This window comes from Melissospora conviva, from assembly GCF_049523535.1.
In the GTDB taxonomy this organism is placed as follows: Bacteria; Actinomycetota; Actinomycetes; order Mycobacteriales; family Micromonosporaceae; genus Melissospora; species Melissospora conviva.
This window is the reverse complement of the sequence record NZ_JBLLDT010000005.1, coordinates 185,415-198,696: the sequence shown is the minus strand read 5'-3', so window position 1 is coordinate 198,696 and position 13,282 is coordinate 185,415. Positions and strand designations below refer to the sequence as shown.

The 13,282-nt window shown below is 71.6% G+C and carries 15 protein-coding genes; 3 read left to right on the top strand and 12 right to left on the bottom strand.

What is annotated here, in order from left to right; translation table 11 throughout:
* Positions 1 to 52 precede the first annotated feature (52 nt).
* From ACK8GG_RS14260 to ACK8GG_RS14250, 3 genes are all read right to left on the bottom strand, one after another.
* On the bottom strand, positions 53 to 1,024 hold the full coding sequence (locus ACK8GG_RS14260; RefSeq protein ID WP_440356520.1) for a pirin family protein: 972 nt from the start codon (positions 1,022 to 1,024) through the stop codon (positions 53 to 55).
* Between the two features lie 10 nt (positions 1,025 to 1,034).
* Entirely contained in the window at positions 1,035 to 1,514 is a 480-nt protein-coding gene (locus ACK8GG_RS14255) for a MarR family winged helix-turn-helix transcriptional regulator (protein WP_440353757.1), read from the bottom strand.
* Between the two features lie 119 nt (positions 1,515 to 1,633).
* Positions 1,634 to 2,206 (bottom strand): YflT domain-containing protein, encoded by a 573-nt coding sequence (locus tag ACK8GG_RS14250; protein WP_440353758.1) that lies wholly within the window; start codon positions 2,204 to 2,206, stop codon positions 1,634 to 1,636.
* A 149-nt stretch (positions 2,207 to 2,355) separates the two neighbouring features.
* On the opposite strand from ACK8GG_RS14250, the gene ACK8GG_RS14245 reads away from it, so the two are divergent.
* The gene (locus ACK8GG_RS14245) at positions 2,356 to 3,444 is read left to right on the top strand and encodes an anti-sigma factor RsbA family regulatory protein (RefSeq protein ID WP_440356600.1); all 1,089 of its coding nucleotides are present in this window, start codon (positions 2,356 to 2,358) and stop codon (positions 3,442 to 3,444) included.
* On the opposite strand, the gene ACK8GG_RS14240 is transcribed toward ACK8GG_RS14245, so the two are convergent.
* Together ACK8GG_RS14240 and ACK8GG_RS14235 are read right to left on the bottom strand one after the other, a co-directional pair.
* Positions 3,441 to 4,118 (bottom strand): HAD family hydrolase, encoded by a 678-nt coding sequence (locus ACK8GG_RS14240; RefSeq protein WP_440356519.1) that lies wholly within the window; start codon positions 4,116 to 4,118, stop codon positions 3,441 to 3,443. The genes ACK8GG_RS14245 and ACK8GG_RS14240 overlap by 4 nt on opposite strands.
* Positions 4,119 to 4,157: 39 nt before the next feature.
* Positions 4,158 to 6,284: an ATP-binding SpoIIE family protein phosphatase gene (locus ACK8GG_RS14235; protein WP_440356518.1), complete on the bottom strand. Its 2,127-nt coding sequence runs from the start codon at positions 6,282 to 6,284 to the stop codon at positions 4,158 to 4,160.
* Positions 6,285 to 6,501: 217 nt separating this feature from the next.
* Here ACK8GG_RS14235 and ACK8GG_RS14230 point away from each other — a divergent pair, with 217 nt between their 5' ends.
* Positions 6,502 to 7,365, top strand: coding sequence for a mechanosensitive ion channel family protein (locus ACK8GG_RS14230; protein ID WP_440351761.1), 864 nt, complete (start codon positions 6,502 to 6,504; stop codon positions 7,363 to 7,365).
* Positions 7,366 to 7,489: 124 nt separating this feature from the next.
* Here ACK8GG_RS14230 and ACK8GG_RS14225 read toward each other — a convergent pair whose 3' ends face one another.
* The 5 genes from ACK8GG_RS14225 to ACK8GG_RS14205 form a co-directional block, all read right to left on the bottom strand.
* Positions 7,490 to 7,855, bottom strand: coding sequence for a DUF6401 family natural product biosynthesis protein (locus ACK8GG_RS14225; protein ID WP_440353761.1), 366 nt, complete (start codon positions 7,853 to 7,855; stop codon positions 7,490 to 7,492).
* Between the two features lie 194 nt (positions 7,856 to 8,049).
* Positions 8,050 to 8,265, bottom strand: coding sequence for a hypothetical protein (locus ACK8GG_RS14220; protein WP_440356517.1), 216 nt, complete (start codon positions 8,263 to 8,265; stop codon positions 8,050 to 8,052).
* Between the two features lie 459 nt (positions 8,266 to 8,724).
* A complete protein-coding gene (locus ACK8GG_RS14215; RefSeq protein WP_440356516.1) occupies positions 8,725 to 8,976 on the bottom strand; it encodes a hypothetical protein in 252 nt (83 codons plus the stop codon).
* A gap of 303 nt (positions 8,977 to 9,279) precedes the next feature.
* On the bottom strand, positions 9,280 to 9,741 hold the full coding sequence (locus ACK8GG_RS14210; RefSeq protein ID WP_440351766.1) for an SRPBCC family protein: 462 nt from the start codon (positions 9,739 to 9,741) through the stop codon (positions 9,280 to 9,282).
* 45 nt (positions 9,742 to 9,786) lie between these two features.
* On the bottom strand, positions 9,787 to 10,197 hold the full coding sequence (locus ACK8GG_RS14205; protein WP_440351767.1) for a DUF2795 domain-containing protein: 411 nt from the start codon (positions 10,195 to 10,197) through the stop codon (positions 9,787 to 9,789).
* A gap of 131 nt (positions 10,198 to 10,328) precedes the next feature.
* Here ACK8GG_RS14205 and ACK8GG_RS14200 point away from each other — a divergent pair, with 131 nt between their 5' ends.
* On the top strand, positions 10,329 to 10,748 hold the full coding sequence (locus tag ACK8GG_RS14200; RefSeq protein WP_440356515.1) for a ChaB family protein: 420 nt from the start codon (positions 10,329 to 10,331) through the stop codon (positions 10,746 to 10,748).
* A 169-nt stretch (positions 10,749 to 10,917) separates the two neighbouring features.
* Here the strand turns inward: ACK8GG_RS14200 and ACK8GG_RS14195 are convergent, their stop codons facing one another.
* Both ACK8GG_RS14195 and ACK8GG_RS14190 read right to left on the bottom strand, forming a co-directional pair.
* The gene (locus ACK8GG_RS14195; RefSeq protein WP_440353763.1) at positions 10,918 to 12,357 is read right to left on the bottom strand and encodes an aldehyde dehydrogenase family protein; all 1,440 of its coding nucleotides are present in this window, start codon (positions 12,355 to 12,357) and stop codon (positions 10,918 to 10,920) included.
* 51 nt (positions 12,358 to 12,408) lie between these two features.
* Positions 12,409 to 13,182 carry a polyprenol monophosphomannose synthase gene (locus tag ACK8GG_RS14190; protein ID WP_440351770.1) on the bottom strand — a complete coding sequence of 258 codons (774 nt, stop codon included), beginning with the start codon at positions 13,180 to 13,182 and terminating at the stop codon, positions 12,409 to 12,411.
* Between the last annotated feature and the right edge of the window lie 100 nt (positions 13,183 to 13,282).

Genomic DNA, 13,282 nt, shown 5'->3' with positions numbered 1-13,282 from the left:
CCGAGCCCGGTGACCGCCCGATCCTCGCGGATGGACGGTCACCGGACCGAACTCAGTCGGTGTGCGGCAGGCGGGACGCGGGGACCACGCCGAGGCGGCCGGCCTGGTAGTCGTCGAAGGCCTGGATCAGCTCGTCACGGGTGTTCATGACGAACGGCCCGTAGTGTGCCACCGGCTCCCGGATCGGCTCGCCGCCCATCAGATAGACCTCCAGCGCCGGGGCGTTGGAGTCCTGGCGCTCGTCGGCGGCGAAGCGCAGCGCCTCGCCGGGGCCGTGCACCGCGAGTTGCCCGGTGTGGATCGGACGGCGGTCCGTGCCGACCGTGCCACGGCCGCCCAGCACGTAGAGCAGCGCGTTGTGCGCCGGATTCCAGGGCAGGTCGACCTGGGCGCCGGGCTGCACGGTGACGTGGGTGATCGTGATCGGGGTGTGCGTCGAGCCGGGGCCCCGCCGTCCGTCGATCTCGCCGGCGATGATCCGCAGCAGCGCACCACCATCGGCAGTGGTCAGCAGCGCCGACTCCCGCCCGCGGATGTCCTGGTAGCGCGGCGGGCTCAGCTTGAGCGCCCGGGGCAGGTTCACCCACAGCTGCAGACCGTGGAAGAGGCCGCCGCTGACCACCAGGTGCTCCGGCGGCGCCTCGATGTGCAGCAGGCCGGCCCCGGCGGTCATCCACTGAGTGTCGCCGTCGGTGATGGTGCCGCCCCCGCCCTGCGAGTCCTGGTGGTCGAGGATGCCGTCGATGATGTACGTGACTGTCTCGAAGCCCCGGTGCGGGTGCCACGAGGTGCCCTTGGGCTCGCCGGGGGCGTACTCCACCTCGCCCATCTGGTCCAGGTGGATGAAGGGGTCCAGATCGCGCATCGCGACGCCGGCGAAGGCGCGGCGTACCGGGAAACCCTCGCCCTCGTAGCCGGTCGGGGCGGTGACGATCTGCCGGACCGGCCGGTAGGCGGTGGTCTGCTCGGCGAGCCGGGGCAGTCGGGGGAGGACGAGTTCGTTCTCGACGGTGATGGCGGGCATGGCGTTGCTCCTAACTGCGCGGCTCGCCGGCGGACTCCGGGGCGGAGCGCAGGCGGTTGCCGAGGCGGGTGAAGACACGGGTCAGGCAGGCGAGCGCGTCGGCGTCGAGGTCGTCGACGAAGAGCGCGCGCACCGCCTCGAGGTGGTGTGGCGCGGCCGCGCGCAACGTGCTCAGGCCGGTCGGGGTCAGCACTGCCTCGCTGCCGCGACGGTCGGCGGGGCAGGGCTGCCGGCGGACCAGGTCGCGCCGTTCCATCGTCGATATCTGATAGGTCAGCCGGCTGGGGGAGAAGATCAGCCGTTCGGCGAGTTCGCCCATCCGCAGTCGTTGCCCTGGCGCTTCGGAGAGCAGCACCAGCACGTGGTAGTCGCCGAGGGTGAGGTTGCTGCTGCGGCGCAACTCCTCCTCCAGCCGGGTCAGCAGCAGCTGGCTCGCTTCGATGTAGGCACGCCAGCCGGCCAGTTCGGCGGTGTCGAGGTTGCGGGGCATGGGGCAACGGTAGCGCTGGTTCAAATTTGAAGCAAATGTCGGACGGCCTGACCGGGCGTGGCGCCGCCAGACACGGCGTCACACCCGGCGCCCTGCCGCACACAACTGCGGCTGGTCGGCTACGCGGGCTGGCTGCCGGGACGCAGGCCCAGCACCTGGCGGGCCTGATCGGCCAGCGGCGCCTGCACCATCACCGCGTACTGCTGGGCGCGCAGCATGCTCGTCGAGGCGTAGTCGCGGCGGCCGCCGGTCATGGCGTGTGCGATCGCGCCGAAGATCCCGCCCCAGACCGCGCCGATCACCAGACCCGCCACGATGACGGCGAGCCAGTTCCCGACGGTGAAGATGCCGAAGAGCAGGCCGATGAAGAGGCCGAACCAGGCGCCCGTACCGGCGCCGGCCAGTGCGGCCCGCCCGGTCGTCAGCCGGCCGAGAACGTTCTCCACCAGGGTCAGATCGGTGCCGACGATCGCGGTCTGCTCGACCGGGAAGCGGCTGTCGGCGAGCCGGTCCACCGCCCGCTGCGCATCGGCGTAGTCGGGATAGCGGGCCACCGCGACCGCGCCGCCGGGGGCACCGTCCTGTGCTCCGGCGGCGACGGTCGGTGCGTCGCCCGGCCCCCGGGGCATGCTCGCGTTGCCGTCCAACGTCGGGGTCGACCAGCGGTTGCTCGGGTTCGGTGCTTCAGACATGTTTCCTCCTTGGTCGCGCCTGCTTTCCCCACGCCCGGACCGGATAACGCGCCGTCCTCGATGCCCGCCGACTCCCGCGCGGCGAAGTCGGCGGGTGGCGAAAACGAATCCGGCACGTAGGGTGCTGTCGGGGGTGGCCTGACGTGAGCATGGTGGGGAATCGACCGGGCGGTCCGGACGGCGAGGTGGAGCCGGGCCCGGCGCCCGCCGAGCCGTTCTGGCATGCCGCACTCCGGTACGGAAGCGACGGCGAGTACGTCGACACGCTCGGCGCATTCGTCGAGACCGGGCTGGCCGCCGGCGAGGCGGTGATGGTCGCCGTACCAGGGCAGCGGTTGCCGCTGCTGCGCGGCCGACTGGACGCAGCGGCGGTGACGCTGGTCGACATGGCCGTGGCCGGGCGCAATCCCGCCCGGATCATCCCCGGCGTCCTGCACGCCTTCCTGGCGCGGCACCCCGACCGGCCCGTACGGATCGTCGGCGAACCGATCTGGGCCGGCCGCGGCGAACGGGAGTACCCCCGCTGCGTCCAGCACGAGGCGCTGACCAATCTGGCCTTCGCCGGGCAGCGGGCCCGGATCCTCTGTGCGTACGACACCGCCAGACTCGGCGCCGCGGTGATCGCCGACGCGGTCCGGACCCATCCGGTGCTGCTGGAGGGGAGCACGGTACGCCCCAGCCCCGGCTACCTCGCGCCGCGCGCGGTGGCCCGGTGGTTCGACCGGCCGTTGCCCGAACCGGTGGTCCCCGTCGATTCGCTGCGCTTCACCGTCAGCGAGCTCGCCGAGGTCCGCGCCGTGGCAGCCGCTGCCGGGACAGCGGTAGGACTCGACCCGGACCGGGCCGACGATCTGCGGATCGCCGTCACCGAACTCGCCACGAACGCGCTGACCCAGTCGAAGCGGCACGCGCTGCTGCGTACCTGGATCGAGCCCGACGCCGTGGTCTGCGAGGTCGCCGGCGACGGAGTGCTCACCGACCCGCTGGCCGGCCGGATCCCGCCCCCACCGGGAAGCGAGCGGGGCCGTGGCCTCTACCTCGTCCACCAGCTCTGCGACCTGGTGGAGATCCACACCACCGGCCGGTCGACGACCGTGCGGGTTCTGATGGACCGCCCTGGGCCCACCTCGGTGCGGCAGGAGGCAGTGCCGAGGCAGGCGGCACCGGCGCCGCGGCAGGTGGCGTCGCCCACCGGGCAGCCGCTGTGGCCGGAGGGCGACCTGACGACCGCCGGCTAGGCGAGAGCGGCCAGCGGGGTCCGATCCAGGTCGGACAGCAGCTGGGCCGGATCCTCGTAGACGGCGACGGCCCCCGCCTGGGCGAGCTCGGCCCGGCTGGTCCCACCGCAGGTGAGCGCGATGCACGCCACCCCGATCCGCCCGGCTGCCTGCACGTCCCAGACCGAGTCGCCGACGAAGATGACCCGGCTGCGGTCCAGCCCAGCCCGGTCCAGCGCGGCCACCAGGATGTCCGGGGCCGGTTTGCTCACCTGCGCGTCTGCCGAGGAGGTGGCGGCGTCGATGACGTCCTCGGCGTCGAGCACCCCGCGCAGCTTCGCCAACTCGTGTTCGGCCGCCGAACTGGCAAGCACCACGCGCAGCCCGCGCCGGGCACAGGCGCGCAACAACTCCACGGCGCCGGGCAGCGGCTGCAGCCGCGAGGCGTAACCGGCCATCAGCTCGTCGTGGACGGTGCGCAGCGCGTCGTCGCCGCCGCGGTCCCGGTCGTCGCCGAGCAGATGGTCGAGCAGCTTGTCCGAGCCCATCCCGATGGCGCGGTGGATACGGGCCATCGAAATCGGCCGCCCCGCCTGCCGCAACGCCTCGGCCCAGCTCACGGTGTGCAGGTACGTCGTGTCCACCAGGGTGCCGTCGACGTCGAAGAGCACGCCGGCGGGCTTGTCGGTTCGCATGGCGGCTCTCCTACCCCGCCACGGCCGTTTCGACGCGTCTCACTGCTCCGGAATGAGCATCTCGAACCAGACCGTGGAACCGCGTACGGTCGGATCGGTGCCCCAGGCATCGCTGAGGTGCTCGATCAGGCCCAGGCCGCGGCCCCGGCTGCTCAGGGTGTCGGTCTGCGCCCGGGTAACCGTGCCCCGGGTGCCGCTGTCGGCCACCGAGACGAGCAGCCGCTCGGTGCTCAGGTCGATCTCGACGCGGGCCGCGGTGCCGGCGTGCAGCAGGGCGTTGGTGGTCAGCTCGCTGGTGCAGAGCACGGCGGCGCTGACCACCTGCTCCGGCACCTGCCACTGGGTGAGCTGGCGGCTCATCCAGCGCCGTACCCGGCTCGGTGCGGTCGGTTCGGCCGGCACCTGCATCCGGGCCGAGCGGCTCGGCGTGCGCACGTGTTCGACGGCGATGATGGCGACGTCGTCCTCGGTGGTGCCGCCGACCGCGGCCGTGGCCACGGCGCAGAGCGCCCGGGGGTCACCGCTGCCGGCCGCCGCCACCGCCCCGGCGAGCGCGGCCAGCCCGGCGGAGAGGCTGTACCGCCGGCGTTCGATCACCCCGTCGCTGTAGAGCAGCAGGGTGTCGCCCGGGACGAATTCGACACTGCTGCTGACGCGGTGTCCGCCCAGTCCGAGCGGGGTGCCGGTGGGCAGATCGAGATAACGCGCCGTCGGCTCGCCCTCGGGGGTGCAGCGGCGCAGCAGCGGCGCCGGGTGACCGGCGCTGGACAGGGTCATCCGCGCCCCGTCGGGGTCGAGGACACCGAAGACGACCGTGACGAAGAGCTCGTCGGTGCCGCCTTCGGCGCCGAGGCTCGCCACCAGCCGGTCCACCCCGGTGAGTACGCGGTCCGGCCGGGAGTCGTTGAGCGCCAGCGCCCGCAGGGCGGCCCGCACCTGCCCCATCCGCGCCGCTGCCTGCACGTCGTGCCCGGCGACATCGCCCAGCACGATGCCGAGACAGCCGTCGGGCAGCACGAAAGCGTCGTAGAAGTCGCCGCCGGCGGCGTTGCCGTCCACCCCGGCCTCGTAGCGCGCCGCGACCCGCAGCTGCGGCAGGTCCGGCAGGTTCTCCGGCAGCATGCTGCGCTGCAGCAGTTGGGCGGTGCCGTGCTGGGTCTCGAAGCGGCGGGCCCGCTCGGCGGCCTGCGCGATCAGCTCGGCGCCGGCGGCAAGCAGCGCCCGCTCCGGCGAGGACCAGGAGTGCGGATCGCGGTACCCGACCCCGAAGGAGCCCCGCAGGGACGTCGTCCGCAGCGGCAGCGCCGCCAGCGCCCGGATCTTCTCGTCGTGCCGGTCGATTGCGCTGGCGTGCAGCGGGTGTTCGTCGCCGGTGAACCGCGCGTGGGCGGTGCCGGCGGCGACGGCCAGCGGGCCGGGGTGCTCGGCCGGCCAGCGCCGCCACAGCGGCGGCAACCGCTCGTCGGCCTCGTCGATGACCTCGCCGCGGACCCGGCGTACCGACCGCCAGCCCGGCCCGTCGTCAACGCTGAACGCGGCCCAGTCGGCGTCGAAGGAGTCCAGCGCGTAGCGCAGCGCGACGCGGGCGACGTCATCGAGGGTCAGGGTGGCGGAGAGGGCGGTGGTCAGCTCGCTCAGGCTCTTCAGCTGCTGGATCACCTGGGTGGTCTCGGCGGCGACGGTGAGTACGCCGACCACCCGGCCGGAGCCGTCGCGCACCGGCGAGTGGCTGTGCGCGAAGACGCCGTGCTCGATCAGACCGGAGCCGGCGCGGAAGACCGGCAGGGTCGTCTCCTGCCCCAGGTGCGGTCGGCCGTCGCGGTAGACGGAGGCGAGGACGTCGCCCAGTCCCGACTGGTGCCAGATCTCGGTCAGGACCCCGTTCGCAGCCTGGCCGAACGCCGCCGGGTGCTGCGCGCCGACCAGCGGGGCGTAGGCGTCGTTGTAGATCAGCACCAGGTCGTCGCCGTAGGCGAGCGCCATCGGCATCGGGCAGGCGACGACCAGTTCGGCCAACGTGCGCAGCGCCGGATCCCAGCTGTGCTGCGCACCGAGCGGCGTCTGCTCCCATGGGTACGAGGCGAGTAGAGCGGCGGTGCCCGTGGCGGCTGGGTCACCGACGTCGGGGGCCGGTGGGGTGGGGATTCGCCCGAACGTGCCTGGCATGCCAGCAGCCTAACGCCCGGCCGCATGCCGGTATGGATCATCGACACCCGGAATGTCACAGGGCTTTCACGAAGAGTCCCGCTCCGGTAGGCCGTCGGCCGTGTCGCCACTGGGTTGATCTGTCGGTATATGACCGGAAAATACGGACCATGCGACGGGATTGCGTGGGCTCGATCGGGTATGCGGCGGGGCGGAAGACAGCCGACAGGAGGGCATCATGATGGATAGCCTCGCGGTCAGACAGGTTGATATCGGAGGCTGGGTAATTGGTGCGTGGGGGACGTTTCTGAGCTTCCTGCCGCGCGCGGTCGGGTTCATCGTCATTCTGGTGGTGGGCTGGATCATCGCGAAGATCGTGCTCAAGGGCGTCAACGCCATCCTCGAACGCGTCGGTTTCGACCGGGCCGTCGAGCGTGGTGGCGTCAAGAAGGCCCTGGAGAGATCCAAGTACGACGCGAGCGACATCCTCGCGCGAATCGGTTACTACTTCGTACTGCTGTTCACACTGCAGTTCGCGTTCGGAGTCTGGGGACCCAACGCGGTCAGTGACCTGATCTCCGGAATCGTGGCGTGGATCCCGCGGGCCTTCGTGGCCATCGTGATCGTCGTGATCGCCGCGGCCATCGCCAACGCCGTACGCGACATCGTCACCGGCACGCTGGGCGGGCTCTCCTACGGCCGTTTCCTGGCCGATGTGGCCGCCGTGTTCGTGCTGGCGCTGGGTGTGATCGCGGCACTCAACACGGTCGGTATCGCCACCTCGATCACCACGCCGATTCTGGTCGCGGTTCTCGCCACGATCGCCGGAATCCTGATCGTCGGTGTCGGCGGTGGTCTGATCCGGCCGATGCAGGCCCGGTGGGAGCACTGGATCCAGCGTGCCGAGCAGGACGCCGACCAGATCCGCGGTCAGCGGCAGAAGGCGCAGGCCGTCGGCGCCAGCGACCTGAACCGGCAGATGGCGGACCGCTCCTCCGAGACCCAGCAGATGCCGCGCGCCGAGGAGTCGGCCATGAGCGGCAAGCAGCAGGGGCAGGGCGTGTACCGCTCCGGTGGCAACCAGAACAAGTCGGGTCGGTGAGTCTGACCGGCGCGAAACAGGAGGGCATCCACCGTCACGGTGGGTGCCCTTCTTCACGCGAGGCGCACGGGGAAGCTTGATCGGCGGGGCCCGGGGGCCCTGTCAGGGGGGAGCGGCTGACCGGTCAGCGGGGAGCAGGGACCGGGTTGTTGCGGTCGCGGTGCAGCCAGTAGACGGCGAGCAGGCGCAGCAGGACCCAGTCCGCGGCGGACCAGTCGATCCGTTCCTCCGGGGGTTCCCAGCCGGCTTCGACGGCGGCACCGTGCAGCCCTTCGGCGTACCCGGCCAGCGATGGTGGCTTCAGGTCGCCGTCGAGCCCCTCGCGGATGGCGGCGGCGTGCTGGTCGATCTCGGCTTGCAGACCGGGGTGCAGGCGTGCCTGGATCAGCCCGGTCGTGCCGATCCAGGCCCCCAGCTCGGCGAGGACGTCGCGAGCGGGGACCTGCAGCGGGGGCCGCGTGGAGGGGTCACGGTTGAACAGCAGGTCCATGAAAACCCAGGTTAACGCGGAAAAAGACCGTCGTCCGGGCCGCAAGGGCGGCCGGGGGCCTGTCGATCTGTGACCTTGGCGTCGCCCGTGTCTGCGCTCGCCCGTGTCTGCGTTCGCCCGTGTCTGCGTTCGCCCGTGTCTGCGTTCGCCCGTGTCTGCGCTCGCCCGTGTCTGATCTGCGCCTGCGGCGCGGATCAGTCGTGGGAGCGGGCGCCCTGCGGTCGACGGTGCCGCCCCGCGTCGTCGGCGAGGATGACGGTGGCGACCATCAGGGCCACGCAGATGCTGAACAGCCACGACTCGTCAGAGATGAGCTTGGCGGCCAGCGGGGCCTGGGCAGCTGCGAGGAGGAAGCCGACCCAGGCGAGACGGCGCTGCAGCACGGAGAGGAAACTGGAGCCTTGTTGCATGTCGAAAGTTTTACTCGCGTAGACGGCTCCGCCGTCCCCCGATCGGCCCAATCCGAATGACCTGTCCGGTTTTTCACCCGTTCGAGCGGGACTCGATCTTAATGATCCACTTCGTGGTCGTCGCTGCCCTGAACAGCGGGAATGGCGTGCGAAAAGGCCGTGCCGTGGCGACTGTGGGATGTGGATCTGTGTGGCGGCTCACGCCGCATCGCCAGTCGGCCGGAACGCGGAGATCGTTAGTTGATTTCCGGTGCTTCAGAGGACGTCCAGCACCGAGAATCAACTAACGATCTTGCCTCGGGGTGTGTGCAGGGGTCGTATCCGCCGTGGCAGTGGGCCGTGGCAGTGGGCCGTGGCGCCCGTGCGGGTCGGGGCACGGTGTGTGCCCGGCGGTGGTCAGTGCGGGCCGTGGGCCTGCGCCCAACCCGCAGACCACGGGCAGCGTGGGCCCCGACGCCGTCAGTGCGGGCCGTTGCGGCCGGTGGTCGAGGGCCGGTGGGCGCGGTCCGGATCGGTCATCTCCCGGCGTTCACGCCGCGGCGAGGACTGGCGTACCTCGGCGGCGTGGCCGAAGGCCGATTCCTCGCCGGAATCGTTGCCCGTCATGTCATCGAGTTGGCCGTCGTTGGCGGAGGCGCCCAAAGTGTCGGCCAGTTCCCGCACGGGAGTCCGCTTCTCGTCGCGCCAGGTGGCGTCATCCTGATCAGTCATACCGACGCGATACCCCTCGCCCCAGCGGGCAAACGGTGGCGGTTGCCGAGGGCAGATGGTGTGGACGCGGCGAGGGCAAACGTCGCCGAGGGCAGATGGTGGACGCGCGAGGGCAGAAGGTGGCGGTCGCCGAGGGCAGAAGGTGGCGGTCGCCGAGGGCAGATGGTGGACGCCGCCGAGGGCGGATTGTGGAGGCCGCTGGGGGCAATGACGGTGGAGGCCGCCGGCTGCTGCCGACGGCCTCCACCATGCCGTGATCGTGACCACCGGGACGCGATGACGCGATCCGGCAAGGCTGCCCGGTCACGGGACGGGGCGTTCCACCTTGCCGCGCCACGCGCCGGTCTCCTGACCGCGTCGTTCGATGAACGTCTTGAAGCGTTCCAGGTCGCCCTTGGCGCGCCGCTCGACGAAGCCCAGCTTGTCGCCGGCGGTCTCGACGACGCCGTGCGGATCGAACTCCAGCTGAAGGGTGACCCGGGTGCACTCCGGGTGGATGCGGTGGAAGGTCACCACACCCGACTGGTCACTGCCGGTGGTGGAGTGCCAGGCGACCCGCTCGTCGGGCAACTGTTCGCTGATCTTCGCGTCGAACTCGCGTTTGATCCCGTCGATCTCGACGATCCAGTGCGTCATCGTGTCGGAGATCTGCCGGACCTGCTGGACCCCCTCCATGAACTGGGGGAACTCCTCGAACTGGGTCCACTGGTCGTAGGCGGTCCGAATCGGGACGTCGACGTCCACGTGAGTGGTGACGCTACCCATGTGCCGATCCTCCTCGTCTGCCGGTCGCGGGCCGTGGGCGGTCCTTCACCAGCGTCGGGTCTCGTTGCGGTGACCGAGTGCTGCCCACACCTCGGACACCGTCTGGAACACGGCGTCGGCCGGGAGCAGGTTCAGCTGGGCCAGCACGTCGTCCGGCGCCTCGTTCGCTGCCGCGTTGAGCAGCAGCGACTCCCGGTCACCCGGCAGCGCGGACAGATCGATGAACCGGCCCAGGCGGCTGCGCTGCTCCACGTCCGTCGAGCTCATCCCCTGGGGCGAGCCGGTACGCAGCTCTCCGCCCGGGACCAGTCCCGGTTCCGGTTCTCCATCGGCCGGAGGCTCGGGCTGATGCCACTCCTGCGCCCGAGAGCCGGCGGTGCCCTGCAGGACGCCATCGACCTCCGCGGTCATCTGGTCGTCGAGGCGCGGTCCGTGTTTGCTGTTGCCACGTTCCATGCCTCCTGCGCTACCCGGCAGCGGGTCCGGTAAACGCGGCCTGCTCAGGCGGGGCGCGGCCGTCCACCTCAGCGTTTACCGACAGCCGGGCAGGGAAGCATCAACTTCGGACGATGAGTGAAGGAGGAGTCATGCCTGCTCGTGACGATGTCCCCAGCACCCTGCGGCGTTCACCTGACAAGGCGCGGCGGACCTGGGAGAAGACACACGATTCCGCCGTGGAGACCTACGGGGACGGGGAGCGGGCACACCGCACGGCCTTCGCCGCGGTGAAGAACTCGTTCGAGAAGGTTGGTGATCACTGGGAGCCGAAGTCGCGCAAGGGACCCAGCGACCGCCAGGCGGCCGGTGGCGGGCCGGGGCGGCGCGCTCCCACCGCCCAGGGGGTGGACGCCAACGCGAACAAGGACCACCTGATGAGTGTGGCCCGCAGGCTCGACATCCGCGGCCGGTCGAAGATGAACAAGCCGGAGCTGGTCAAGGCGATCGAGAAGGCCAACGCCCGGGAGGCCGCCCGGGCGCGCACCAAGCGAGGGCGCGGGTCGCGCTGAGGCCCGCGAGCGGTCGCGCTCGGACCGGCGGGGCAGTCGTTGGGGCCCGCGAGCAGGCGCGTTGGGGCCTCGGCCCCGCGCACGGCGGGGGGTCAGCCTGGCCCGCGAGCAGTCGCGGTGCCGGGCATGAGGGCGAAGCGGCGGCCGTTGGGACCCGGGGCAGGGAGTCTCACCAGCCGGTGGAGGAGCCTCCCGGTGCCCCGATGTGCACGACCTTGGTGGTGGTCAGCTCGTCGAGCAGTTCCGGGCCGTAGCCGAACCCCTGCCCGCTGCCGCGGCGTGGCTGCGCCGCCCCGCCGGGCGCACCCCCGAACACCGCGTTGATCTTGACCGTGCCGACCGGTAGCTCCCGCCAGGCTCGCTGGGCGTGGCGCATCGACGGCGTCAGTACGGTGCCCGCGAGCCCGTACGCCGAGTCGGCGGCCCGCTCCAGCGCCTCGTCGAAGGAGGCGACCGTCATCACCGGCGCCACCGGGCCGAAGGTCTCCTGGCGCATCACCGCCATCTCGTCGGTGCAGCCCGTGAGCACGGTCGGCGGGTAGAAGGCGCCGGGGCCCTCGGGCACCTGACCGCCGTGCCGCAGCCGCGCGCCGGCCGACACCGCGGCGTCGACCTGCTCCCGAACCTGGTCGCGCAGGCGGCGGTCGACCAGCGGCCCGAGATTGGTGTCGGGGTCCCGGCCGTCACCGACCCGCAGCGCTGCGGCCTGCCGTACGAGCGCCTCGACGAAGGGCTCGGCAACCTGCTCGTGCACGTAGAGACGCTCCACCGACACGCAGATCTGACCCGAGTTGGCGAAGGATCCCACTGCCGCCTGCTCGGCGGCCCACTCCGGATCGACTCCGGCGTCGACGATCAGCGCGTCGTTGCCGCCGTTCTCCAGCACCGCCTTCGCGCCGGTACGGGCGCAGGCCGCAGCGATCGCGCGGCCGGTTGCCGTCGAGCCGACATGCGCGACGACGTCCAGGTCCTGCGCGGCCAGCGCAGCTCCCACCTCGGCCCCGCCGGTCACCAGGGAGAGCACGCCGGGCGGCAGGACCTCGTGGAAGGCGCGGACCAGCAGCCAGCCGGTCGCGGGTGTGCGCTCACTCGGCTTGTGCACCACGACGTTGCCGGTTACCAGCGCGGCACCGAGCAGCCCGCAGGCCACCGCCACCGGATCGTTCCACGGGGTGAGCACCCCCACCACGCCACGCGGCAGCGGGGTCTGGAAGTCGATCGCATCGGCTCCGCCGAGCAGGGTGCGGCCGCCGCGCAGCGGCCCCAGTTCGGCGTACTGCCGCAGGGTGCCGATGCCGGCGGCGATGCCGTCGCGGGCGCCGGTCAGCGGTTTGCCCATCTCCGCGGTCTGGGCCCGGGCGATCTCCTCGGTCGCCGCGGCCAGCGCATCGGCGGCCCGGTGCAGGGCGGCGGCCCGTTCGGCCGGGACCACCGCCGCCCAGCCCGGCGCCGCCTCGCGGGCGGCCGCGACGGCCCGGGAGACCTCCGTCGGGGTCGCCACGGGCGTGGTGCTGACCGGTGAGCCGTCGACCGGGTCGCGGACCACCAGCTCGTCGTTGCTGTCGCCGGTGCCCCATCGGCCGGCGATGAGTTGCGTCACCTGATACATGGGCCGGGCGTGCCCAGCGTCAACCGGGACAAACGCCTATCGGCCGGTTCGTCAGCTTCCGTCGGTGATGTCGCGGTGCCGGCTGCGCAGCTTGAACGGCATCAGCGCGCTTTCGATCTTGGTGGAGGTGGTCATCTTCGAGGCGCCCTCGTGCCGCTCCTCGAAGCGGATCGGCACCTCGAGGATGGTGTGGCCGAGCTTCGTGGCCAGGTAGTGCATCTCCACCTGGAAGCTGTAGCCGTTGGACTGGACCCGCTCCAGCCCGATGTCCCGCAGCGCCTGCGCCGACCAGATCTTGAAACCGGCGGTGAGGTCGCGGATGCGTACCCGCAGCAGGGTGTGCACGTAGAGGTTGGCCCAGCCGCTGAGCGCGCGGCGGTAGAGCGGCCACGCCTCGTCCAGTTCGCCGCCGGGAACGTACCGGGAACCGATCACCACGCCGGACTGGGTGGAGAGCAGCGCGCCGAGCATGCCCGGCAGCGCCTCGGCGGGGTGGGAGAGGTCGGCGTCCATCTGGGCGACGTACTCCGCGCCGCCGTCCAGGGCGTGGGTGATCCCGTCGACGTAGGCCCGGCCGAGGCCCTGCTTGCCGGGGCGGTGCAGCACCTCGATCCGGCCCGGGTGCTCCAGCGCCAGCTTGTCGGCGACGTCGCCGGTGCCGTCGGGGGAGTTGTCGTCGGCGACGAGCACCCGCAGGTTCGGCAGCGGCAGCGCCAGCAGGCGCTCGACCAGCACCGGGAGGTTGCCTGCCTCGTTGTAGGTGGGCACCACCACGGTCAGGCGCGCATCCCGCCACGGAGCAGGCAACTGCACGGGTTCGATCATCACGACATCCTTGGATCGCGGACTGCTTAGGTGGAAAGAGTAGACGGCCCTCCCGGACCCCGTCGGGGGTCCCGGGGGGCGGTGGTGTCACCCACCATGC